The organism is Bacillus sp. FJAT-25509 (assembly GCF_001420605.1).
Classification (GTDB): Bacteria; Bacillota; Bacilli; order Bacillales; family Bacillaceae_G; genus Gottfriedia.
The window spans coordinates 100,486-125,070 of the sequence record NZ_LJIZ01000003.1 but is presented as its reverse complement, the minus strand read 5'-3'; the positions used below and the strand labels follow the sequence as shown (position 1 = coordinate 125,070).

The 24,585-nt window shown below is 32.8% G+C and carries 23 protein-coding genes and 1 other annotated feature; of the genes, 10 read left to right on the top strand and 13 right to left on the bottom strand.

Features of this window, described 5'->3' with window-relative positions; all coding sequences use genetic code 11:
• Positions 1-8: 8 nt before the first annotated feature.
• Entirely contained in the window at positions 9-1,442 is a 1,434-nt protein-coding gene (proS, locus tag AN960_RS01000) for a proline--tRNA ligase (RefSeq protein WP_056465594.1), read from the bottom strand.
• 143 nt (positions 1,443-1,585) lie between these two features.
• Positions 1,586-1,797 (bottom strand) — a binding site (T-box leader).
• 84 nt (positions 1,798-1,881) lie between these two features.
• Entirely contained in the window at positions 1,882-2,802 is a 921-nt protein-coding gene (locus tag AN960_RS00995) for a DMT family transporter (RefSeq protein ID WP_056465592.1), read from the bottom strand.
• A 352-nt stretch (positions 2,803-3,154) separates the two neighbouring features.
• On the opposite strand from AN960_RS00995, the gene AN960_RS00990 reads away from it, so the two are divergent.
• On the top strand, positions 3,155-4,231 hold the full coding sequence (locus AN960_RS00990) for a DUF3900 domain-containing protein (protein WP_056465590.1): 1,077 nt from the start codon (positions 3,155-3,157) through the stop codon (positions 4,229-4,231).
• A gap of 180 nt (positions 4,232-4,411) precedes the next feature.
• Here AN960_RS00990 and AN960_RS00985 read toward each other — a convergent pair whose 3' ends face one another.
• On the bottom strand, positions 4,412-4,987 hold the full coding sequence (locus AN960_RS00985; protein WP_286131535.1) for a VanZ family protein: 576 nt from the start codon (positions 4,985-4,987) through the stop codon (positions 4,412-4,414).
• A 643-nt stretch (positions 4,988-5,630) separates the two neighbouring features.
• Between AN960_RS00985 and AN960_RS00980 the strand changes: the two genes are divergently transcribed.
• Genes AN960_RS00980 through AN960_RS00965 form a run of 4 tightly spaced genes read left to right on the top strand, consistent with a single transcriptional unit; the run spans position 5,631 to position 9,172 of the window.
• Complete coding sequence (locus AN960_RS00980) at positions 5,631-6,209, top strand: biotin transporter BioY (RefSeq protein ID WP_056465588.1); 579 nt, start codon at positions 5,631-5,633, stop codon at positions 6,207-6,209.
• A gap of 50 nt (positions 6,210-6,259) precedes the next feature.
• Positions 6,260-7,720 carry an AMP-binding protein gene (locus AN960_RS00975; RefSeq protein WP_056465587.1) on the top strand — a complete coding sequence of 487 codons (1,461 nt, stop codon included), beginning with the start codon at positions 6,260-6,262 and terminating at the stop codon, positions 7,718-7,720.
• A complete protein-coding gene (locus tag AN960_RS00970) occupies positions 7,716-8,822 on the top strand; it encodes an acetyl-CoA C-acyltransferase (protein ID WP_056465585.1) in 1,107 nt (368 codons plus the stop codon). The genes AN960_RS00975 and AN960_RS00970 overlap by 5 nt, the downstream gene beginning before the upstream one ends.
• Positions 8,823-8,863: 41 nt before the next feature.
• Positions 8,864-9,172, top strand: coding sequence for a CHY zinc finger protein (locus tag AN960_RS00965; RefSeq protein WP_056465583.1), 309 nt, complete (start codon positions 8,864-8,866; stop codon positions 9,170-9,172).
• Positions 9,173-9,415: 243 nt separating this feature from the next.
• Here the strand turns inward: AN960_RS00965 and AN960_RS00960 are convergent, their stop codons facing one another.
• From AN960_RS00960 to AN960_RS00940, 5 genes are all read right to left on the bottom strand, one after another.
• Positions 9,416-10,033, bottom strand: coding sequence for a LysE family translocator (locus AN960_RS00960; RefSeq protein ID WP_056465581.1), 618 nt, complete (start codon positions 10,031-10,033; stop codon positions 9,416-9,418).
• Positions 10,034-10,173: 140 nt separating this feature from the next.
• Positions 10,174-12,786: a phosphoenolpyruvate synthase gene (gene ppsA, locus AN960_RS00955; protein ID WP_056465579.1), complete on the bottom strand. Its 2,613-nt coding sequence runs from the start codon at positions 12,784-12,786 to the stop codon at positions 10,174-10,176.
• A gap of 186 nt (positions 12,787-12,972) precedes the next feature.
• Positions 12,973-14,811 carry an ABC transporter ATP-binding protein gene (locus tag AN960_RS00950; protein WP_286131533.1) on the bottom strand — a complete coding sequence of 613 codons (1,839 nt, stop codon included), beginning with the start codon at positions 14,809-14,811 and terminating at the stop codon, positions 12,973-12,975.
• 15 nt (positions 14,812-14,826) lie between these two features.
• Complete coding sequence (locus tag AN960_RS00945; RefSeq protein WP_056465577.1) at positions 14,827-15,285, bottom strand: MarR family winged helix-turn-helix transcriptional regulator; 459 nt, start codon at positions 15,283-15,285, stop codon at positions 14,827-14,829.
• A gap of 277 nt (positions 15,286-15,562) precedes the next feature.
• On the bottom strand, positions 15,563-15,913 hold the full coding sequence (locus AN960_RS00940; protein ID WP_056465575.1) for a DUF1259 domain-containing protein: 351 nt from the start codon (positions 15,911-15,913) through the stop codon (positions 15,563-15,565).
• Between the two features lie 301 nt (positions 15,914-16,214).
• Here AN960_RS00940 and AN960_RS00935 point away from each other — a divergent pair, with 301 nt between their 5' ends.
• Complete coding sequence (locus AN960_RS00935; protein ID WP_025568372.1) at positions 16,215-16,415, top strand: cold-shock protein; 201 nt, start codon at positions 16,215-16,217, stop codon at positions 16,413-16,415.
• A 334-nt stretch (positions 16,416-16,749) separates the two neighbouring features.
• Positions 16,750-16,962, top strand: a complete 213-nt coding sequence (locus AN960_RS00930) for a hypothetical protein (protein ID WP_056465573.1) — start codon at positions 16,750-16,752, stop codon at positions 16,960-16,962.
• Between the two features lie 239 nt (positions 16,963-17,201).
• Here the strand turns inward: AN960_RS00930 and AN960_RS00925 are convergent, their stop codons facing one another.
• Positions 17,202-17,669: a CarD family transcriptional regulator gene (locus tag AN960_RS00925; protein ID WP_056465572.1), complete on the bottom strand. Its 468-nt coding sequence runs from the start codon at positions 17,667-17,669 to the stop codon at positions 17,202-17,204.
• A gap of 280 nt (positions 17,670-17,949) precedes the next feature.
• Between AN960_RS00925 and AN960_RS00920 the strand changes: the two genes are divergently transcribed.
• Entirely contained in the window at positions 17,950-18,150 is a 201-nt protein-coding gene (locus AN960_RS00920) for a cold-shock protein (RefSeq protein ID WP_056465570.1), read from the top strand.
• A gap of 200 nt (positions 18,151-18,350) precedes the next feature.
• Here the strand turns inward: AN960_RS00920 and AN960_RS00915 are convergent, their stop codons facing one another.
• Positions 18,351-18,725 carry a MerR family transcriptional regulator gene (locus AN960_RS00915; RefSeq protein ID WP_056465568.1) on the bottom strand — a complete coding sequence of 125 codons (375 nt, stop codon included), beginning with the start codon at positions 18,723-18,725 and terminating at the stop codon, positions 18,351-18,353.
• 102 nt (positions 18,726-18,827) lie between these two features.
• Here AN960_RS00915 and AN960_RS00910 point away from each other — a divergent pair, with 102 nt between their 5' ends.
• A complete protein-coding gene (locus AN960_RS00910; protein WP_056465567.1) occupies positions 18,828-19,658 on the top strand; it encodes an SDR family oxidoreductase in 831 nt (276 codons plus the stop codon).
• Positions 19,659-19,803: 145 nt separating this feature from the next.
• On the opposite strand, the gene AN960_RS00905 is transcribed toward AN960_RS00910, so the two are convergent.
• The 3 genes from AN960_RS00905 to AN960_RS00895 all read right to left on the bottom strand — a co-directional run bounded on the left by AN960_RS00905 (position 19,804) and on the right by AN960_RS00895 (position 22,646).
• Positions 19,804-21,045: an MFS transporter gene (locus tag AN960_RS00905; protein ID WP_056465566.1), complete on the bottom strand. Its 1,242-nt coding sequence runs from the start codon at positions 21,043-21,045 to the stop codon at positions 19,804-19,806.
• A gap of 114 nt (positions 21,046-21,159) precedes the next feature.
• Entirely contained in the window at positions 21,160-21,540 is a 381-nt protein-coding gene (locus tag AN960_RS00900) for a VOC family protein (protein ID WP_056465564.1), read from the bottom strand.
• A gap of 83 nt (positions 21,541-21,623) precedes the next feature.
• The gene (locus AN960_RS00895; protein ID WP_502692482.1) at positions 21,624-22,646 is read right to left on the bottom strand and encodes an ROK family transcriptional regulator; all 1,023 of its coding nucleotides are present in this window, start codon (positions 22,644-22,646) and stop codon (positions 21,624-21,626) included.
• Positions 22,647-23,260: 614 nt separating this feature from the next.
• Between AN960_RS00895 and AN960_RS00890 the strand changes: the two genes are divergently transcribed.
• Positions 23,261-24,475, top strand: a complete 1,215-nt coding sequence (locus AN960_RS00890) for a VTT domain-containing protein (protein ID WP_056465562.1) — start codon at positions 23,261-23,263, stop codon at positions 24,473-24,475.
• Positions 24,476-24,585: the final 110 nt, after the last annotated feature.

Sequence of the window (24,585 nt, the reverse complement as noted above, 5' to 3'; positions counted from 1 at the left end):
ATTTTTAATTAGTAAGCTTTACCCCAATAAACCATTACATCCGTTTTCTTTGCACAGCATACACATGTATCAGAAATTTGTTCTTGTTCAAATGGTATACATCTAGATGTTAACCCAGCTTCTTCTTTAATTTGTTCTTCACATGCAAGATCCCCGCACCACATTGCCTTAATAAAGCCTTGTTTTTCTTCACTGATTTGTTTTAACTCATCCATAGATGTAGCTTCAAATGTTTTTTCTGTACGGTTGTTTAATGCTTTTTCGTATAGAGCTATTTGGATTTCTTCAAGTAATTTTGTAATATTTTCTTCTAAAGCGTCTAATGAAACGATCGTTTTTTCTCGCGTGTCACGTCTTACTAAAACTGCTTGATTCTTTTCGATATCTTTTGGGCCAATTTCAACACGAACTGGAATTCCTTTCATTTCATATTCGTTAAATTTCCAGCCTGGCATCTTATCAGAAGTATCAATTTTTACTCGAGCAATTTTTGAAATACGGTTTTTTAATTCAGTTGCTTTTTCAATAACGCCTTCTTTATGTTGAGCAATTGGAATGACCATTACTTGAGTTGGAGCAACTTTTGGAGGTAATACTAATCCGCTGTTATCACCGTGAACCATAATTAATGCGCCGATTACTCTTGTTGTCATACCCCAAGAAGTTTGGTGTACATATTGTCTTTTAGAGTTTTTATCTGTGTATTGAATATCAAATGCTTTTGCAAATCCATCTCCAAAGTTATGAGATGTACCACTTTGTAATGCTTTCCCATCGTGCATTAAGCTTTCAATTGTATAAGTAGCTTTTGCACCAGCGAATTTTTCTTTTTCTGTTTTTTGACCTTTAATAACAGGAATTGCTAAGAAGTCTTCTAAGAAATTAGCATAAACATTTAGCATTTGGATTGTTTCTGCTTGTGCTTCTTCAGCGGTTGCATGTGCTGTATGACCTTCTTGCCATAAGAATTCAGTCGTTCTTAAAAATGGTCTTGTTGTTTTTTCCCAACGTACAACTGAGCACCATTGATTATATAATTTTGGTAAGTCATTATAGCTTTCAACTGTTTTTGAAAAATGCTCACAAAATAGTGTTTCTGATGTAGGACGAACTGCTAATGGTTCAGCTAATTCATCGTGACCACCGTGCGTTACCCAAGCCACTTCAGGTGCAAATCCTTCTACATGATCAGCTTCTTTTTGTAATAAAGATTTAGGGATAAATAATGGCATATATACATTTTCATGATCTGTTTGTTTAAATTGAAAATCTAATTCTTTTTGGATATTTTCCCATAATGCATAACCATAAGGTCTTATAATCATACAGCCTTTAACACTTGAGTAATCGACTAATTCTGCTTTTTTTACGATATCTGTGTACCATTGTGCAAAATCAACATCCATATCAGTAATTGCTTCAACAAATTTTTTTGTAGTCATTTTCTCTACTCCTAATCATTTTTTAGAAAATAAAAAACGCGCGAGAATAATCTAGAAGGGACCATTCTCGGCGTTACCACCCTAATTACTATATAGAAAATACGAAATAAGCGAATGATAAACAAAAAACGCCATGAATGATCAAAAGGGACCATTCATGGCGTTACCACCCTACTTATTATGTAAAAGCTCTACATAATCTCTTAACATCTTTAACGGGAAAACCGCTGTAGCCTACTTTTATTTCGGTACAGAGACTCCAAGGCTGGTTCAGAATACTTGCTTTAGGAATTTGCACCGACCATTCCCTCTCTAAAAAGCTTATAAACTTACTATTCCTTTTCTAAGTCGTTTATTAATTTAAAGTTATAATACGTGAACAAATTATATCTGTCAATGTGTATTATACCCATTTTTTTAAAATTTCTTACATTTCTTACTATATTGCCTCATTTTTTACTTCTTTTGTTCGTTTCTTGGGTAAGGGAACTTCAGATAGCAGCATCCCGCCTACAATAAAAGTCCCACCGATAATTGTTTGGATCGATAATGTTTCATTGGCAAAAAGTACTGCTGTAAATGCTGCAAAAACAGGTTCGAAAATAAAAATTAGTGCTGCTTTCGTAGAAGAAATATGTTGCTGAGCAAACATTTGAACCCAAAACGCGATACTCGTACAGAAGATTGCAGTGACAACCACTGCAAAGATGAATGTCGGATTGACCCAAAGTTCTTTTGAAAAAGAAACGGAAGTATCTTCAAAAATTAGAGAGAAAATCGTACTACTAATGCCAACTGTTGCTAGTTGAATCGTTGTAAAGGTGAGCGGATCCATTTGCTTCGTATATTTACCTGATAAAATAATATGGAATGCAAACGCAATCGACCCAATTAGTGTTAGTACATCTCCAAGATTAATAGAGAATGAATCACCTAAAGTTAAGAAACTTAGTCCTAGTAATGCAATTAAACATGCAATGACAGTAGACCAGTTTGACCGTTCTTTATAGACTAAATATAAAAGAACAGGTACTAATACAACACATAGACCAGTAATAAAACCTGATTTTGATGAAGTTGTATACTTCAATCCAAATGTTTGAAGTAAATATCCTAAAAACAACATGAATCCAATACCACTAGTAATAACGATTTGCTTTACCGTTACTTTAGTTTTTTGTTTTCTTTTTACTAGAAATGGTAAAAGGACTAAAGTTGCGAGGATAAATCGAAATGCGTTAAATGCAAACGGTTCAACGTATGCAATCGCATTTTGGACTACTACAAATGTTGTGCCCCAAAGTAATGTTACGATAATTAATGAGATGGTAGCTATTCTATCTATTCTCAGGTCTCTCATCCCCTCTCCATATAGTTGGTACCATAAAATTGGAAGTAAAGAAAACTCGTTGATTGACGAGTTTAATTGACAACTACTTTGAAATCACTTCATTGTTGCCAATTTATTCCCACTTAACCTAAAAAAAGATGTGATATTTACACATCCAAGTACTTTAAATTTTATAGGTTCCACATTAAATTATATTTTTATTTTATCATAGTGTGTAATGAATTTGTCTTATAACTGTAAAATTTCTCTATCTTATGATAGTTTTAATGGAAATTTTGTCCAAAACTTGATTTGTTTATGATTGACTCAACGAATCCTCATCCATATACTTAAATACAGAAAAATAGGAAAAGGTGATTGGATGGATTTTGAAATTACATATTTATCGTTTTATGTTGTTACTGTTGAAGGTAAAGGTGAACAATCCGATAAACGATATAAACATTTCCAAACATTAGATGAATCAATGTTTGAAGAAAGCGCATTGAAAGGCTTTTTAGAAGGGGAACTTGAACGAATTGTAAATCGAAAAGTTGAAAGACATCCAAAATCTGATTCTGTACCAACAAAGTTAGGTCATTTTATCGTCGAAGAAGGCCACTCTTTAGATTCAAATCCAAATTATAATTTATTCCAGCGAATACGTGATGCTAAATCGATTGAAGATTTTAAAGCAGAAAATGAGACTTTAGTCATAAATTACATTGATACAAGTGCAGTTCGCGGAGGAGCATTTTTAGTGATTCAGGCAAAGCTAAGAAAATATTTTGATGATCCATTCTTATTTGTACTAAAATGTGATTTTGAACCGAAAGTTGCATCCATTGCAGATGAATCTACTCTCATTAAAACAGTTGAAATGGCGATTACAACGAAAAATATGAAATCGATTCAATACCCTTATATGGAAGAATTAGGGATGATCTCAGAGAGTGAATTGAAAATACACCAAGCATCTCACGCAAGATATTTTGAAGACTTTTTAAAATTTGTTTCCTATTCCGAATCAATGCCTACAATTGTAAAATCTCAAGTAATGGAAATGGTTTACGACAAAATTGAGGACGTTTTTGAAGAGGAAAGTGTTGAAAGACAACAATTCGATGCAGCAATGGAAGTTTGGGCAGCAAGTCCTAAACGTGAAATTCAAGAGCATTTTACACCCAATGAAGTAATCGAAGCAGCGGCACAAATCGTGGAACATACACCAGAAATTGAATTATCATTTAAAGCGGATCACTTTTCTGTTAAAGGATTACTAGCTGATTTTGGTGATAACCTCCATATAGCGAAAGTAAACGGTCGATATGTCGTTATTTTAGAAGCAGATACATTGCAATTTGAGAAGGGATTTTCTCCGATTGAGTTTCTGAAGCCGGACGAATTGGATGATGTAATTGAGCGAATTGGTCAGAAAGTAAATATTCCAGGATATTGACCGATCGAATAACTCAATTAAAAAATAATGAATGTAATAAAAAATTAAAAGACAGTTGGCTATTACTAGCTAACTGTCTTTTTGATTTCATCTAAATTTCTTTAGAGAGTCGACATTTAAAATAAACGACTTAGAATCTTAGTAAAAACATTCTTGGCGGTCTTCAAATTAAATCATTTCTTAAGCATCATATATATGTTTTAATAGTGAGTTTACTTTTACATTAGCTTTTTTAATTGATAACTTAAATAAATAAGAAAACAATTTAAATATACTATATCCAATTAACGTTCCTGTAAAATTAAATAGGACGTCATTAATATCAACAACTCTAAAAGTGAAACCATTAAGTAGTCCAATAATTCCTTGTAAAGACTCAATTGTGACTCCTATTAATAATCCAGATAGGACTATTTTTTTAAATGTACTTTTTGTAATAAAAGGAAGTCCAAAACCAAATGGTATTGTCATCAAAACATTTAGTAAAGAAGTCTCAAAATCCTCCATTGTAAGATTTATAAGAGGAACTAGATTAATCGATAAATGTAATCCGATGATATCTTTATAAGTTTGAGATACATAGATTGGAAATTGAGTATAGTTTAAAACAGTACATAAATAAATATACATAATAGAGAAAAAAAGTAAATATACAATATCCTTTTTGAATTTTATCTTTAAAACAAATAATATCATTAAAAATATAATTATGAATCCATACATAATCCAACCATTAAAAAAAAATGCCTTTTCCATATAAGTGTATCTCCTTCAAATCAAACGGTATTTTTTTGAACGTTTATAAATATATATAATTATTTTTTAGAATGCCAAATAACCTATCATTTTGTTTATATAACTTAACACTTCAAATTTTAACATTTTATTACAAATTTGGAATATTTTTATATGAATTGTAGAAAATTTGTAAAAGTTATATTGTGATTTGTTGATAAACTATTATGCATGTCCTTACTAAAATAAATAGTGAGCCACAAATGCGCCCCATAATCATCATTACGTTAATTATCTACTTTCCTCTAAAAATCGTTTAATTCAAATCTATTTTCGCATCCTTCTCTCATATCCGGTCTGTCATGGTTCCTATATTGAATACATCGTTTAAAAACATGATGCTCCACCTGTACCTATACTACGATTATCCTCATGATTTCCCTCTATCATTAACTTTTAATTTTTTAAAATTAAACCTAGGCCACCAATTTATAAAATCTTACTATTCCTACTATTGTCTTTAAATCTTTCCTCTTATTAGATTTTTTTAGTTTTTTATCTTAATATAATATATGTTAACTAAAATAAATATTTAGTTGACATATAATTTAAGTTTCATTAATATGATAATAGTTATCAGAAAATTGACAGTAGGAGAATTAAAATGAAAATCAAAGAAATTACATTTGTAGCAATGTTTGCAGCAGTTATGGGTGTCCTTGGACAAGTTCCTCCGATTATGTTATCCTTTACACCAGTTCCTATTACATTACAAACACTTGGCGTTATTTTAACTGGTGGTGTTTTAGGTGCTAGATTAGGTGCACTAAGCCAAACCATCTTTTTATTACTAGTTGCAGTAGGAATGCCGCTTCTATCCGGTGGTCGTGGTGGTTTTAGTGTATTTGCGGGACCAAGTGTTGGTTATTTAATTTCATGGCCAATTACGGCTTTTGTAATTGGGTATTTATTATCTCGATTTAAAACGTTAAAATTAAAGCATGTCTTATTGATTAACTTGACTGTTGGAATTCTATTAATCTATTTAATCGGTATCCCAATTCAAGCGGTTATTATGGGAATTCCAGTTATGACAGCGGTTAAATTAAGTTTAGTTTATATTCCAGGAGATATTTTAAAAGCTATTCTTGCTTCAATTTTAGTATTCAAACTAAGACAGCAACCAGTTTTTTCAAGCTCATTGACAAAAAACTATTCAAATCAATCAGCTAAAAATATGTAAATCTTTTGGGACACTCTTGTTGTGTCTCTTTTTTATAGGGGTGATTTTAAATGGCAAATATTACAGAATCATATCAAAAAAACGCTATATTGTCGCCTGACAAAATTGCGATACATACGAGTAATCAACAAATCAGTTATAAGGAATGGAATCAATTAATTAATCAAACAGCTAATTGGCTTCACTCTCACCAATCTAAAACAATAGGTATCCTTTTACCAAATGGTATCCCGTTTTTGCAGATGTTTGCAGGAGCTTCTAAAGCGGGTTGGATCGCTGTTCCGTATGATATGAAATGGAATCTAGCGGATTTAGAAAAAAGGGTAAAGCTTTCGAATCCTTCTATCATTGTTACAACAAAAGAAATGTACAATAAGATAAATCCGATCATTCCAAATGTTAAGGTTTTAGATGATATCTTACTAGAAATTGCTAAATTTGATTCCTTATCTTCAATCGAAATAAATGAGAACCTACCTTTCTATGTGGGATTTACTTCAGGTACAACCGGTAGCCCGAAAGCATTTATTCGTTCACAAGATTCATGGGTTGCTAGTTTTGATTGCAATCGCTTTGACTTTGGATTAGATGAATCGGATCAAACTCTTATACCTGGAGCTTTAATCCATTCACATTTTCTATATGGTGTGATAAGTACTTTATATTTAGGAGGAACAGTTATTCTTTTAGAAAAATTTTCTCCTTTAAACGTAATATCGCGAATCAATTCTTTTCCGATTACTACAATTTATGTTGTTCCGACAATGATTGAAGCATTAATAAAAGAAGGTATTCAAGTCGATCAATCGATGAAAATCCTTTCGTCCGGTGCTAAGTGGACCGAAAAATCCAAAATCGAATTTCGACATTTGTTTCCTGCTATGACGATTTACGAATTTTTTGGCGCTAGTGAATTAAGCTTTATTACCGTTTTGTCTGATCGAGACGGTGACCATAAGGCAAAAACTGTTGGGAAACCTTGTTATGGTGTCGAGTTACAAATTCGCCTTCCAGACCAAGAGTTAGCTAAACCGAATGAAACTGGAAAAATATATGTGAAAAGTAAGTATTTAATAGATGGATATTTTGAAGAAAATGAAAGAACTATTCATTCAATTCAAGATAATGACGGTTGGGCTACTGTACATGATATGGGCTTTATTGATGAAGATGGGTTTTTAACAATAAACGGTCGTGAAAAAAATATGATTCTATACGGAGGGATTAATATATTCCCTGAAGAAATCGAAAAGGTTATATCTCTTCATCCGGATGTCGAGGAAGTTGCAGTAGTTGGTCTTTCAAATCCGTATTGGGGTCAGATTGTTGCTGCAGTTATCAAAGGTAATAGTAATTCTTTTGAGCTAAAAAGATTTTGTAAGACACACTTATCAGCTTTTAAAATACCTCGTAAATGGTTTTTTCAAAATGAAATGCCGTATACGACGAGCGGAAAGATCGCACGCGCAGAATTAATTAAACAAATCGAAATGCAGGTGACTAACAATTAAACGAGCTGTCATTGTCAAAGCAAAGCGAACACCTATCGGAAAAAAAGGTGGAATATTACGAGACATTCAACCAAATGAGCTTGCTGCCCCATTGCTCAAGCATTTGGCAATTGGGTTAGAAGACAAAATTAAGGACATCATTTTAGGAAATGTTGTAGGACCAGGTGGAAATGTCGCTCGAGTTTCTGCATTAGAAGCGGATCTTCCTCTCACAGTCCCAGGTATCACAATTGATCGACAATGTAGCGCTGGATTAGAAGCGATTCGAATGGCTTGTTACCTAGTCCAGGGTGGTGCTGGGAATTGCTATCTCGCTGGAGGCGTTGAGAGTACTAGTACCTCCCCATTTCCTGCAAGAGCGAGATTTGCTCCTGACAAAATTGGTGATCCAGATATGGGGGTTGCAGCGGAAAATGTAGCTGAAAAATACGGTATCTCAAAAGAAGCTCAAGATCAATATGCATTATTAAGTTATACACGAAGCTGGGAATCTTATCATAATGGATACTTCAATGAAGAGATTATTCCAGTTGGAAATTTCGACCAAGATGAAGTATTTTTCAAAAAAAGAAAAATGGAAGAACTTTTAAAAAGAGCAAAACCTGTATTTAAAAAGAACGGTACAGTCACAGCTGCAAATAGTTGTGGAATTCATGATGGAGCCTCCGCTGTTCTCATCATGGAAGAAAATGAAGCGATAAAAAACGGTTTTAAACCAGTTTTACGATTTGTGGATAGTCAAGTTTCTGGTGTTCATCCTAATTTTCCAGGTGCAGCACCTATCCCTGCTATACAAGAATTACTAATTAGAAACAATCTAACAGTTGCAGATATTGAACTTTTTGAAATAAATGAGGCTTTTTCTTCAAAAGTACTAGCCTGTTCTAAGGAGCTTTCCATTCCTACTTCCAAGTTAAATAATTGTGGTGGAGCATTAACGATCGGCCATCCGTATGGAGCATCTGGAAGCATCATGGTCACTAGACTTTTTTATGAAGTTCAAAGAAGAAAAAACTTAGAATCAAATTATGTATTGGCTGCAATAGGAAGTGGTGGTGGAATTGGATTAGCTGTCTTATTCGAAATCGTAAAACAAAAATAACAAATCATAATGTAGTAAGAAGTATAAAGAGAGGTAAAAATATGAAAGTAATCGGTTCAATCGACCTGCATACACGCTGTAAACATTACCATACAGCAAGAGATATCATTGCCATCAAATTCAAGTGCTGTGATACATACTTTGGATGTTATTTTTGCCATGAGGAAAGTACAAACCATGAACCAAAAGTCTGGGGCAAAGATGAATGGCAAACAAAAGCAATTCTTTGTGGTAACTGTCATGAGGAATTAACAATTCAAGAATATCAAGATTGTCACTACAAATGTCCGAAATGTGAATCCGATTTTAATCCAGGGTGTAAAAACCATTACCATTTGTATTTTGAGTAAATATGTAATAGGAGCTGAGTGTACAGCTCCTTTTTTTAAGTTTAATGTAAATTCTAGCTATTTTAGTTTATTTCTTTAACCATTGTTGCTTCTTCTTCTGTTATCTTATCGGACTTTTCTTCTTTCTTTCCATTCTTTTTTAGTACGTTATTTTAAAATGATATTTTTAACGAATTGATTAAATTTCTATGCAAAAAAGGAAGCCAGTCGGCCTCCTTTTTTAAATTGCATAGTATTAAACTGTTATGATTGTGTTTGAAGAGCGACTCTTAAACCTAACCCAATATAAACTAAACCGATCGCTTTCCCCATCCATTTTGGTCCTTTGGTTTTCTTGCTAAAGATTTTTTTGCCGATTACACTTGATAAAAGCACAAGTAAAGTTGTGTACAAAATACTAAGTAATACAAAAGTCAACCCAAGCGTTAAAAGTTGGTAGAATACCGGATGTCCATTATGTTGAACAAATTGAGGTAAAAGGGCTAAGAAAAAGAGTGCTGTTTTAGGGTTTAATACTTCTATAAGTACTGCTTGACGAAAAGAAAGTTTAGTATTTACTTCTTTTTGTTCATTTGACTTTTTACTGTTTTTTGACTTTTTAATGATTGCCATGATTCCTAAATAAAATAAATAAGCTGCTCCTAAATATTTAACAATTTCAAAAGCAAATGCAGAAGTCATTAAAATTGCAGAAAGCCCAAATACGGATGCACATGTGTGAATTAAGTCACCGACAGCAATACCAACCCCTGTTAAGATGCCATTCCATTTCCCACCTTTCATTGTTTGGGATAATGTTAAAAGCACAGCGGGTCCTGGTATTAGAAAAAGTGTTAATACAACTAAAATAAATGAAAGCATGATGTTCATCTCCTCTCTCGTTACTTTATATTTAGACTATTATACAACATTATTTTGCAGTAATTACCTAAACTGTTATTTATTTCAATAAAAAATAAGCCGCTTTCCATATTTGGAAAAACGGCCTATGCATTCAACAATTATAATATTTCAATATACCCATCAGTACCGTGTACACGTATTCTTTGCCGGTCTTTTATCAATTTGGTAGCATTCTCTACTCCGACAACTGCTGGTAAGCCATATTCTCGAGCAATAACCGCTCCGTGTGTCATTAGTCCACCAACTTCAGTGACCAGTCCTTTAATTGCAACAAATAATGGTGTCCAGCTTGGGTCAGTAAATGAAGTAACTAATATGTCACCTTCTTCTAGATTTGCATCTTCCATATTTAAAATAACACGAGCTCTTCCTTCGATTACACCTGAAGAAACAGCTAAACCTACAATCGCTTCAGGTGGTAGATTTTCCCGTTTGTATTCACCTACAATAATTTCACCATCAGATGTGATAACTCGAGGAGGAGTTAGTTTATTATATAATTTGTACGCATCTTTTCGTTTGTTGATGATTTGGAAATCTAGTTTTTTTGTGCGAACGACTTCTTGAAGTTCTTCAAATGTGAGATAGAATAGATCTTCCACTTCAGAAATAACATTCGTTTCAACGAGTTGTTCGCCTTCTTTCAATAAAGCTAGCTTATACACATAATAGCGACTAACCATTCCATACTTTGGATATTCACGATATCCAATGAAATTCCTAATTAGACTAATAACTTCCTTTATCTCTTCCGCTTTTTGTTTACCATCTGGTAATTCCAATAATCGTTCTACAATCTCTTGTTCTTTTTGCAATGCTTTTTCTAGCCCTTGCTCAAATTTCCGTCTACTTTCATGCGGCTTAAAGTTTTTGATGTTACTAAGAATCATTGGTAAGAGTGTAGATGGTTTTTCGCTCCAACGAGTTCTAGTTAGATCAATTTCACCAGTACATCGCATTCCATATTTTCTTAGATAATCATCGATTGCATCTTTCGTTTCCTGTCCACCCTCAAATTTAATCAATTCATCCAAAAAGTTATCATCTTCTACTTGCTTTAAATATTCAATTACTTCTGAATAAGGACGAATTACATCAGCGACATCCATTAGTTCTAGACCCATTTCAGAAGTAATATTATTTGGTACAGATTGCGAAAGTGTATCTCCTACATTCTTTTCATCTAACCACTCGTATATTTTTTCATTGACCCATTCTGTAGCATTCATAGCAGACATAAACACTGCCGAGCTTCGTGGATCAAATAATAACTCGCGTAATTTCTGAAGATCTTCTAAAATAAAATCCATTAATTCTGATCCTGATTTCATTTGTATGTTTTGTTTTAACTCTTCGATTGATTTTTGGCTTTTCTTAATCAATTCAGTTACTATTGTTGGATCGTTTTCGATTAGTGCTTTAAAACTCGACGACGATTGTTCTTGAACATTTTTAGTGGGGGTTGGTGCTTTATTCTCAGTTGATGATTCTATATAATCTTCTCCTTCTACAACCTTTAAAAGAGCATCTTTTAAAAGCGGATCGGATTTTCCTATGGCCTCTATAAACATTGTTCTTCTGTCAGGTGAAGCAAGATGTTGTGAGATATCAACAAATAATCTACCTCCAGCTTTACGCATAGGTGCCCTAGAGGTTAACATCCAAAAGGACAATCCCAATGGTTTTATTGGATCGGTCATCATTTGTTGATGACCAACAGATAGATAGACGTGTTTTTCTTGATCATCTACTTCAGGAATCGGAAATAAAGTTGTGATTGGACGACTTTGGACAATATAAAATGTATCTTCTACTAAACACCATTCGATATCTTGTGGACAAGCGAAATAAGCTTCTATTTGTCTACCAATTTGTGCTAGTTGTAAAATTTGTTGTTCGTTAAGTGTTTGAGTGATTTGTTTTTTTGGATCAAGTTGCTGTGACTCTGTTCCGCCTTCTTTTCGCCCATAGATCGCCATTTTTTTTGTTGCGATTCTCTTATCGATGATTTCATCATTTTGTACCTTATAACAATCGGCCGATACTAAACCAGAAACTAGCGCTTCTCCAAGTCCAAAACTTGCATCGATTGATAGGACCTTTCGATTGGAAGTAACAGGATCAGCGGTAAATAATATACCTGAAGCTTGTGGGAAAACCATTTTCTGAATAACAACGGATAAATATACTTGAGTGTGGTCAAAATCATTTTGCATACGGTAAATAACTGCGCGATCTGTAAATAAAGAAGCCCAACATTTACTAATATGTTGCAAAATATTTTCTTTACCAATAATATTTAAATAAGTGTCTTGTTGGCCAGCAAAAGAGGCATGTGGCAAATCTTCAGCAGTCGCACTAGAACGCACCGCGTATGCAAGTTCCTCGCCGAATTTGGAGAGATAGTTAGAAACTGCATTTACAACCTCAGAAGGGATTGCTACTTCCAAAATAATGTCTCGAATCTTTTTGCTAATCTCACTAATTTGATCACGATCTTTTACATTTAGCGTTTTTAGTTGATCCAACAAAGCATGATAGGATTCGTTTTGTTCGATAGCATTTTGAAAGCCCACAGTTGTAATACAAAATCCTTCAGGTACTTTTATATCGGGAATTTTTGATAATTCACCTAAATTTAACCCTTTTCCGCCAACAAGTAAAAGTTGGTTTTTATCAATCTCATGGAAATCGAGAACTAAAGAATTCATTCAACATCTCTCCTAACCTGTAATGTCTATTGATTTTATCAGTTGAAAATAGGAATATAAAGTCTATTTTGGCCATTTCTTTTATGGTATAATTAAAGTAGGAAGAGTTCGTAAAAAATTAGTAAATCAATTTTCTACCATACATAATGAAAAAAGCACAGAAATTAATCTGTGCTTTTTAACTATCTATTCAATAGATGCAATTGCTTTTCTACCAAATTGCTTATTATATAATTCTTTATATAATCCATTTTGCATTAACAATTCTTCATTTTTGCCTTCTTCAACAATTTGACCATCTTGTAAAACAATAATGTGATCCGCGGCCATAATGGTTGAAAGTCGGTGTGCAATTACAATAGATGTTTTATTTTTTAATAATCCTTGGATTGCACTTTGAATATAAAATTCAGATAAAGTATCTAATGAAGAAGTTGCTTCATCAAGAATAATGATTTCAGGATCTTTTAATAATACACGAGCAATTGAAATTCTTTGTTTTTCTCCACCTGAAAGTTTGATTCCTCGATTTCCAACAACTGTCTCATAACCATTTGGTAAATCCATTATGAAATCATGAATATATGCAGCCTTACAAGCATTCGTAATTTCTTCATCTGATGAATCAGGGCTTGCATATAATAAATTTTCTTTAATCGTTCCATTAAATAAATAACTATCTTGTGTAACAAGTCCAATATGAGAGCGTAATGATTCTAGCGTGAATTCTCTAATATCACGACCGCCAATTTTGATTGAACCTGATGTGAAGTCATACAAACGAGGAATTAAATTAGTAATGGTTGTTTTACCAGCACCACTCGGTCCAACTAAAGCAGTCATTGTACCAGAAGGAGCTATAAAGGAAATATTTTTCAAAGCCGTTTTATCTTGCTGATAAGAAAATGATACATCTTTAAATTCGATATCTAAATGAGTAACTTTCATTTCAGTCGCATCATCACGATCTTTAATCGTTAATTTCATATCAAAATATTCAAAAATACGTTCGAATAAAGCGATCGAACTTGTAATATTTACATATAGATTTGTTAATTGTCCAACTGGCCCGTATAAACGACCAAGTAAAGCAACAAAGCTGATAATAGCTCCAATCGTAATCTGACCGTGAATAAATAAATATCCACCATATAAATAGATGAGCATTGGGCCGATGCTAGTAAAGGTTGATAAAATCATCATAAACCAGCGGCCTGCCATAGATTCCTTTATTTTAAGATTAGTAGCCTGTACATTAATCTCATCAAAATTTTTAAATTCCTTTTGTTCCTTTGTAAAAAGCTTCATTAATAAATAACCACTAATATTTAATGTTTCTTGTATAATATGATTTTGCTCACTTGTTTTTTCCTGTGTCTGTTTTGCAATACTCCAACGAACACTCCCCATTTTACGAGTCGGTAGAATAAATAATGGTACAATGATTAATCCTAGTAATCCAAGCCTCCAGTTCACTATTAACAATGTAGTAGCGGTAGAAATAAGAATGAATAGATTATTAGCAAAACTCACAATCGTACTATCAAAAACAGCTTTAACACCAGAAATATCAGCCGTCATTCGGGTGATCACTTCACCTTGCTTAACGTTCGAATAAAATTGGTATGGCATTTGTTGTAAATGAAGATACATTTGGTTTCTCATATCGTAAATAATTTTTTGGGCAACATATGCATTTAAATAATTTTGCCAAACACCCAATAACTCTGAAATAATCGTAGTACTAAGTGAGGCAAGTACGAGATAGATTAGGAGACTTAAATCTTTATTTGGTAAGGCTGTATCAACAATATGTTGAATGATAATAGGCGGTAAAATGCCTAATACTGAAGTAACTAATAAAATAAGCACGACAAGTGTTGTTTGCTTCCAATACGGTATAAAATATTTTGCAATTCTAAGTAGTATTGCCTTTGATATATTTGGTTTTTGTGCGTTTTTATCGTATTTCATTCGCCCAAAACCATGGGGACCCATCGGAGGTCCACCACCCCATCCTGACATAATTAAACGTCCTCCTTATTTCGAACAATTAGTTTGTTCATTTGATAAATCAGTTAAAATTTTTTTTTGCATGTCTATAAGTATATTAAGCTCATCCTGTGAAAATTGTTCCAGTGAATTTGCTAAACTCTTATAAGCTTCTGATTCTTCACGATAGCGTTGACATAATCGTTCACCATCGAGTGTTAAAAACAATTGAGTTTCGCGACGATCATTAGCTGACGTCTCTCTTTTTACATAATGTTTTTTCTCTAACTCATCAATACTAAGGCTAACTCTGCTTTTAGCAGTTCTTAAGCGTTCAGTTAGTTCTTTTTGTGTTAGTCCTTCGTTATTTCGAATTGAATTTAGGATAATTAATTGTTGGAATGTGAGACCAAGTTTAGTTGCGGTTTGTAAGCTTATTTTTTTCAGCTGGCGCGCAATTGAAACAAACGAATTTGTTAAATCAATTGCTTGTTGTAAATCTGACACCATATCACCTCGATCCATTAGTTTACTTTGTAAACTGTTTACATTGTAAACTAATCATAAAACTTTATTGTTCATTTGTACAATTAAAAATTATTAATAAAAAATACAATAGGATACTTTCTACTGCATTTCCTAAATTATTCAGTTACTTTGATTTAACTTAATAAGAAATAAAAAAAGCAAACGGATCAGAAGTGAGATGTCCATTTGCTTTTTTATTTGATTTATTGTTTTTTAAACTATGCAATTTTAGTCACTCAATTTCAAGTAAGTATGTTTAAAAAAGACCTGCTTCCTTTGCTGCCTCAAAACTAACTCTTGTAAATTCAACCGGATCCAAATTAACATTCTCCCAATGCATATACATTAAACGTGGTTTATCAAACAACCAATGGTTATGAACTGCTGTCACGATTATTCCTCTTTTTCGTAAAGCTGTCATTACTGGATTAATTTCTTTTTGACGGACTACAGATTCGCCAAGGTTTAAACCATTATCTTCAAAAGATAACATGAATGGAAGTGCTAAAGGAGAACGAGTCCTACGCCCTAAAATAGTTGCATTAATATCGCGAAGACGCATAATAACGCATACAGGTGTTGCTTGAACAACTTCTCCACCAATCATTTCCGCAAGTCTTTAGCATGTTGACATATTCATCATCCATCACTCTCTTCATACTTATTATTTTTTACTGAGTATCATATGAAGAAAATGAAGGGCGAGGGCCTATCTTCAACCTTAATTAATCATCGTTAATAGCTATTAATGTCCAACGTTTTCTAATAAAAAATTAAAGAAAATCCTTTAATTTCCAATTAAATAAGTGAAAAGTCCTGTTTTTTTTGCAAGACAATTTGATTATCTAACTTTAAATTGTTATTATATAAACATTAAATGTGTTCAAGCACATAAGGAGGAAACAAGAATGGAACATGGTAAAGTAAAATGGTTTAATGCAGAAAAAGGTTTTGGATTCATCGAGCGTGAAAATGGTGATGATGTATTCGTTCACTTCTCAGCAATTCAATCTGAAGGATTCAAATCATTAGACGAAGGTCAAGCTGTTACATTTGATGTAGAACAAGGACAACGCGGACCACAAGCAACTAACGTTAAAAAAGCATAATTAAAAAAGTCGGATTCTATTTGTAGAATCTGGCTTTTTTTTATCTGTTAAAATAAAAACCCCCTATTCATTTAAGAATAGGGGGAAATTTAAACGTGGAGATCGGGTAAAGAAATGGTTTAAAGTATTATAGCCTATAAAAAATGAATACACAACATTCATTTTATACCCTTTATTAAGTTAATATTATTCACAATACTATGCGTTTTTGTCTATTGAAAGAGTATATGAATTATAAATGTTATACTCTGAAGATAAATTTGTAACTTAATTGAATTTACAGGATAAGACCTCTTCTCTGTCGAATTATATAATTTAGAAGGGAGATGTGAAAATGAGTAAGGAAAATCTATTAAAGAACCTTCGACTTGCAACAAGAGGAAATTTCTTTATAATCGACATTAAAAATTCATTGGAAAATGATACAAATATGATTGAAAAACTAGCTAAGGATCTAGAACTAGATGGATTAATCAAACTAAAAGAGTGCACACAGTTAGAAGATTCACTCTTTTTAAGCGGAATTCTTAAATATGCATCCAAATAAATTGGATGTTTTTTTTACGTTGACCAAGTTAAATATGAAATAGATACTCGAAATAAGTTATTCAATATATAATGGATTAATTTTTAAATTAGCAACATTATATTCTAAATGGAATTTAAAAGTAGGAACACTAGCATAAATTGAACGGGGCTAATGTTTTGTATAAGGGGTTTCGTTTCATACACGATTTGAAAATTTGAAATACTGTAATTTCCTTTGTAAGTTGAGTTAAAGATTTATTACCCGAATATTAGTTCTTTGGCTTGACTTTCTGATATCCCTTTAACTAATTCAAGTTCGCTTATAAAAATTTTACTTGCGTTACCTAACATTTGTTTTTCACTTGAATTAAGAGATTTTTCTTTATCTATACGCATTAAATCACGTACTACTTCTGCGCCATCTTCAATATTACCTGTTTTCATTTTCTCAGTATTTAGCTTAAATCTTTGTTTGTATGATAGAGAACGATCAGATTCTCCATTATGAAAATTTATTAATATATTGTCGAGTGTATTTGAATCAACGACCATTCGAATTCTTGAATTACTCATTTTAGAAATTGGAATCATTACTTCCATCTTTTTAATTAGTAATCTTATAATAAAATACTGCTGTATTTCACCTTGTACTTCTTTTTCTTGAATAGATTCAATTATACCTGCTCCTTGCATTGGATAAAAGATGTTATCACCAACCTCAAACATTATCTACACCCCCATTTAAATTATGAACCTATATAAGCATAACATTTATTGTTTTTTTGTCAAAATAAATATTTTACCAGTAATAAATAAGACATGTCAATAAGTAATTGTTTTTTTAGTTAGTGTTTTTATTTTTAAATTAAAAACTAAGAATTAAGTAATAATTGATTATAAAAAATATGTAATTTCACCAATATATAGTTGAATTTGATTATCTTTACATTTAATGTTAAGATTGAATTATTACAACGTGTGTAAAGCGCACTAGGAGGAAACAAAAATGGAACATGGTAAAGTAAAATGGTTTAATGCAGAAAAAGGTTTTGGATTCATCGAGCGTGAAAATGGTGATGATGTATTCGTTCACTTCTCAGCAATTCAAACTGACGGATTTAAATCATTAGATGAAGGTCAAGCAGTTACATTTGATGTAGAACAAGGACAACGCGGACCACAAGCAACTAACGTTAAAAAAGCATAATTAAAAAATTAAAAAGTCGGATTCTAATAATAGAATCTGACTTTTTTTATCTAATAAAAATAAAAACCCCCTATTCATTTAAGAATAGGGGGAAATTTAAACGTGGAACTCAGGTAAAGAAATGGTTTAAAGTATTATAGCCTATAAAAAATGGATATACAAATTTCTACTAAAAGAAAATCGTTCGTAAACTAATAAGTTTATTCATTTTTTAAATCATTATCTAATGTCTTCCTGTATTCTAACATGATATTAAGCGTAACAAGCATTTGATCATATTCATTTCTCATTCGTTCGATTTCAATAATTTTTTGAGAAATCCATTCAATTACCTGTTGATTAGATCGTGTATTTTTATCTTTGTCCTCTAAGATTTCTTTTAGTTCAATTAATGAACATCCTATACCCTGAAATTTTTTGATGAGTTTCAGGCGTTTAACCGCTTCGTCTGAATAGTTACGATAGTTATTTTCCTCTCTTTGAACATGACGACTGTCCAACAAGCCTTCTTTTTCATAAAACCGAATAGTGTGGACTGATAAACCCATTTTTTTCGCTAACACATTTATCTTCAAAAAAATTCCTCCTAAAACGCCTTGCCTTAGAGTCAACTCTATAGTTTATACTACATTTGTTCAAGCAACTATACAACAAAACAGTTTTAGGAGGATATAATTATGCGAGTATTTGTGACAGGAGCAACAGGATACATCGGTACTGCGGTGGTACAAGAACTCATTAATATAGGTCATAATGTCGTCGGGCTTACTCGTTCAGACAGTGGTGCTGCCAAACTAAGAGAAGCCGGGGCTGAAGTACATCCAGGAGATCTTAACGACCTTGAGAGCATTTATAATGGTGCCAAGGCTGCTGACGGTGTAATCCATCTAGCGTTTAATAATGATTTCTCTGATTTTGCGCACTCATTAAAAACCGATTTAAACGTCATAGAGACGATTGGTAGAGCTTTGGAAGGAACTGGTAAGCCATTTGTGACCACGGCTCACTACAACGGAACAGCATCTGATAACGCAGTGATTGCACTGGGGAACCATGGGGTTCGAAGTTCAGTTGTGTCGCTTGCTCCATCAGTGCACGGACCTGGTGATAAGGGCTTTGTTCCAGGACTTATAAAAATTGCACATGAAAAAGGTTTTTCTGCTTATATCGATGAAGGTACTAACTGCTGGACGGCTATACACCGACTCGACGCCGCAAAACTATATCGCCTTGCTTTGGAAAAAACTCCCCCTGGTTCATATCTAGATGGAGTTGCAGATGAAGCAGTGCCATTTCGTGACATAGCAAGTGTCATCGGTAAGCAACTTAATCTGCCTATTGTTAGCATTTCTCAAGAGAAAGCATTCGAGCACTTTGGTTTTCTAGGTAACATCGCTTCGCAAGACATCCCAAGGTCAAGCGTACAGACTCAAGAACTATTAGGATGGCACCCAGCACAGGCAAGTTTGATTTCGGATCTTGAAATGGGTCACTATTTCAAAAAATGATTGGGTGAAATTTTGGGTTCTTAGAGATTAAGTTGAAAAAAATATTTCTTAATCCAATAAATGAAATAGAGGATATCGATAAATGATTATCCTCTATTCGTTGTTATATTAATTATGTTCAGACTGCCGGATCAATATTTTCAAACTACAGTTTTACGGAATTAGATCTGTTCGATTCCATTTCCAAATTATTTTGTTTTCCTATAGGTTTCGCAGCTTTTGAAAGCAGTCCAGAGATTGATACAGCAATAAGTACGAAAATTAGAGCACGAAGTAACCCTATATGTTCACCGATAATTCCTAAAAATGGTGGTCCTACTAGGAATGCTAGATAACCGGCCGTGGATACTGCACTTACTCTTGCAGCTACTCTGTTTGGATCGTCTCCTGCAGCGGAAAGTCCGACTGGAAAACCAAATGCTGCTCCAAGTCCCCAAAATACAATACCAATAGTTGCTATCTCAAAACTTTGGCTCAATATAACAATAATCAGTCCTACAAAAGCCAAAAGTGCGGATGAACGCAAAATAATCACTCTACCGAAACGGTCTAATATTTTATCTCCTATTGCACGTCCAATAGTCATTGAACCGACAAATATCCCATATGCAATGGAACCCATAGCTGGTGCAACATGATAGCCATCAACCATAATAAGTGGTAACCAGTCATTTGCTGATCCTTCAACGAAAGCCATTCCAAGAACAATGATACCAATCATGATTGTGCGTCGCTCTTTCCATACAGCCATATATTCCCTCATTCTATTTACTTTAACAGCGTCACTAGCAACTTCTTTACCTGTGTCAGCAGGTATGAAACGGTAAAAAGACAAAACAGTCACAACGATAACCAAGGCTGTAAGTGACAAGTGAATAGGTACAGAGATTCCCAACTTAGTCATTGTCGAACCAACCAATGCTCCAAGAAGCGTACCCAAACTGAACGCTGCATGAAAACCGGTTAAGAGTGACTTTTTTGCTGCTCTCTCAACTGCGGTTCCCTCTACATTCATCGCTACATCACATATTCCTTGCCCAAAACCAAAAATGACAAGCCCTAAAAATACCACAGTGCTATTTGTGAGCCATGAACCACTGATTCCAACAATTAGAAGTCCAATAGAAACCACAGATAGCCCAAAAACCATCACAAAACGTCCGCCCCTTTGAGCAATAAGCATACTAGCACTTATCAGTCCGATTATTGATCCTACGGAAAGCCCAAATATGATTACACCCATCTCTGCTGTTGTAGATCCTAGTGCATCCCTAATTGCAGGTGTACGAGATACCCATGATGCGAATGCAAATCCGGTCAGTGCAAAAATGAAATAAATGGCGACCCGCCATAGTTGAATTTGACGGCTAGTTAATGAATAGTGCATACTTGACCTCCTATTTTTAGTTTCAAAACTTTTTAAATGTGTTTAAAAAGTATAGTAAGACAAACTTATTAAACCTGTTTAATAAGTATCGAATCACTTACCTATTAGTATTAATTATACAGTCAACTCAATCAAGTTTCCTTCAGGGTCTTTTATAACACTCTCATAGTACCCATCACCAGTCAAACGAGGACCATTAACGAGGGAATAACCACTATTTTTAATTTTGGTACTCATCTGTTTGACAGCGTCTTCACTTCCTAAGGAGATTGCAATATGAGCCCAACCAATTTGATCACCGGGATTAGTCTTAACAATTCCCTCTTTACGCATAATTTCTAATCGTGCTCCAGATTCAAAGGTAAGAAAATAAGATTCAAATTTCTTTTCGCTATTTTGATATTTATTGTTAGACTTACAATTAAAAAAAGTTTCATAAAACTCTCTCATCCCTTCCAAATCCTTAACCCATATAGCGACATGTTCAATTTTCATTTATTTTAACTCCCCAATATTATTTTTTTTAAATATTAGTCTTAAACGAGACTCACCACCTTATATGACTACCTTTTAAATATTCAATCAATCATAAGTTTAAGACAAAGACTTTGTAATCCAAATAAATAATCTTGTTTCCAATCACTCGTCGTAAGCAAAGGAAGATGTTCGGACGGAATATAATTTGAGCTACCAATTCTAATTTTATCTAATATTTCGTTTTCAACTTCATCTTTACAAAAAATGATGATATGAGGATTAATGATCGCTATAAATGAGGCGACTAATCTGCTGATTGCATCAATTTCATAGTCCCCACTTATTATTAGGTTTTTAAGTCCTCTTCTATTTTCTAATGCCTGCCCAAAATTTCTTTCATCATATTGAGGTACGAATGAAACCTCACCTGAGAAAAATGTACTTCCTCTTACAACATCACCGTTTACCATAATTCCCGCACCCGGACCATTTTGACCTGAATATAAATAAACAAGGGATTGTTTATCTTTTATTCCTCTATTATTGTGAAAACCTAAAACAGCTGCATTCATATCGTTCTCTACTATGACAGGAATCGAAAACTGTTCTTCATAATATTCTTTTAAATTAATGTTTTGAAACTGTTCGTATCCTGGGATATAAAAGATTTTTCCATTATCAACCGCCGCTGGTACTCCAATCGACATTGAACTGATTTTTGGATATTTAGTTATGATCTTTTCAATGGTCATCGTTAAAAAATGCAAACTATTATCTATTAATGCACTTGGTGCTTTGCCTTGTTCCTTTACTTCACCAACACAATTAAAAATGATATAGTTCGTTTCAGTTCCCTCTAAAAATATTACTAAACCTAGCATATGTTCAGGATTGTAAGAGTATCTTTTTGCCCTTCTACCACCACTAGAATGATCTAATCCGACTAAAAGAACTTCTCCTTCTTTTTCCATTTCTGTTAGAAACTTACTAATTGTCGGAAAACTAATTTCTAGTCTTTGACTTAATTCAACTTTAGTTGCACTACCTAATTTTAAGAGCGTTGTACGAATACCACGAAGAACCATTTTCTTCATATTGCTTGGAGTTGCTAAAAATTCATTCACTAAATTCACCGCCTTAAAAAACTTATTAAACAGCTTTAATAAGTTGATGACCTTAATTTACCATATACACTTGATTAAAACAATTGAAAATGATTTGTAATCATTCGCCCCTTCATTTCCAACTTAATAAATATTTATCCCCATATAAATCAATAATCCAAAGTATTATCCATAAAACCTATGAAAATAAAAGAATTGGTACATAAATAACATTTATATTTTAATTTCAGAATGTTTTTTGTACTAAATGTCTTACTCTAAATTAGATTCCTTCTATCAGGGAATAATACAAAATAATTGTATCAGCCAATATCAAAACGAAACAAATGTTAAATTTAATTCGATTTGGTATTATTTTTCTTACAATATAAGGTCAAAATAGATTTTTTATCACTGAATTGATTTTTATTATAGTTTTCATTTCTAATATTTGTATAGTTTCTAATAATCAAGAACTTCTATATAGCAACGAATTTAAATAAATACTAAAGTAATTAGAAAGGAAAAATACTTTGTCCATACTCCTTACATTAATAAAACACCATCGTTATCTTTTGTTATTTTCAGTGAATCTCCTTGAACTTATTGCTTTACCTATTTCAGGAGAAATCACTATGAGTTATTCGGGGTATCTAATATACCAAGGTAAAATGAGTTATATAATTACTATTTTCTTGGCAACATTAGGGGCTATTATTGGAATTACTGTATCTTATTTAATTGGTAATCGATTCGGTTATAATCTTATTCTAAAGTACGGAAAATATATACACTTTGGTCCCGATCGATATAATAAAACGGCAAAATGGTTTGATCAGTATGGTAATAAACTCTTGGTATTTGCTTTTTTTATACCTGGAATTCGCCATTTTACTGGGTATTTTAGTGGGATTTCCTGCTTACCTTATAAAATATTTGCACGAAATGCATATATTGGTGCGTTTCTTTGGTCTATTACCTTTGTCACTCTTGGTAAGGTTCTTGGTCCTCAGTGGCAGAAATTTCATCATTCTGCAAGTAAATACCTTGGAATAGGAATAGTTGGTCTTTTAAGTTTTATTGTAATTTTATTCTTGTTAAGGAGATACAAAACATCTTTAAAATACTTTTTAAATAATAATATAACTTCATTTTCAACTCGTTTTTTTTTATCATTAAATAGAATTAAAATTTTTATTATTTGCCTTGCTGTTTTGTTTTTAAGTATGCTTATTTTTACTTTAGGATTGAGTGAACAATATTTACACAATGAGTTTAAAGAGTTAAATGAAGTTAGTATATATATCATAAACGAACTCTTTGGAGACAACTGGAGTTTCATAATGAAGAGATTACTTGTTCTTCAAATACCTTTAATTTTGCTTATTATTTCAATGGTTTCTTTAATTTTACTATTTGTTAATAAGAGAAATTTAATTTTGGAATTCTTATTTTTTATAACATCGATTGTTGGTGGTGTGATATTCAAAGAAATAATTACGGATGTATTTCATTATTTAAAACCTAATGCAGGCTCTTTATTACATTTTGAGTTTCCAAATGAACAATCTTTTATGTCAATTGTCGTCTATGGTTATTTTGTTTTTGTATTGATACGCCATTTAAAAAACGATCTCTTTACTCGAATCAAATTGATCACTCCAATTCTAGTTTTATTTCTTTTATTATTAATTGGAGTAGCAAATATATATTTCTCAATTCAAATTCCAAGTGACATTATAGCAGGATACACATATGGAGCAGCATGGTTATTTTTAAACTTATTACTACTTGAAATACTTCGTCTCATACAACAATATAAGACATTTCCAAACAAACCTACCATGTAGCTATTTAAAATCAATGAAAAAGTAAAATTATGACATATAAGTGAAACGGAATGGAAAAGGTAGTATCTTAACTCTTAAAGAATATGATTTAAATGTTAGTTAGCAAGGTC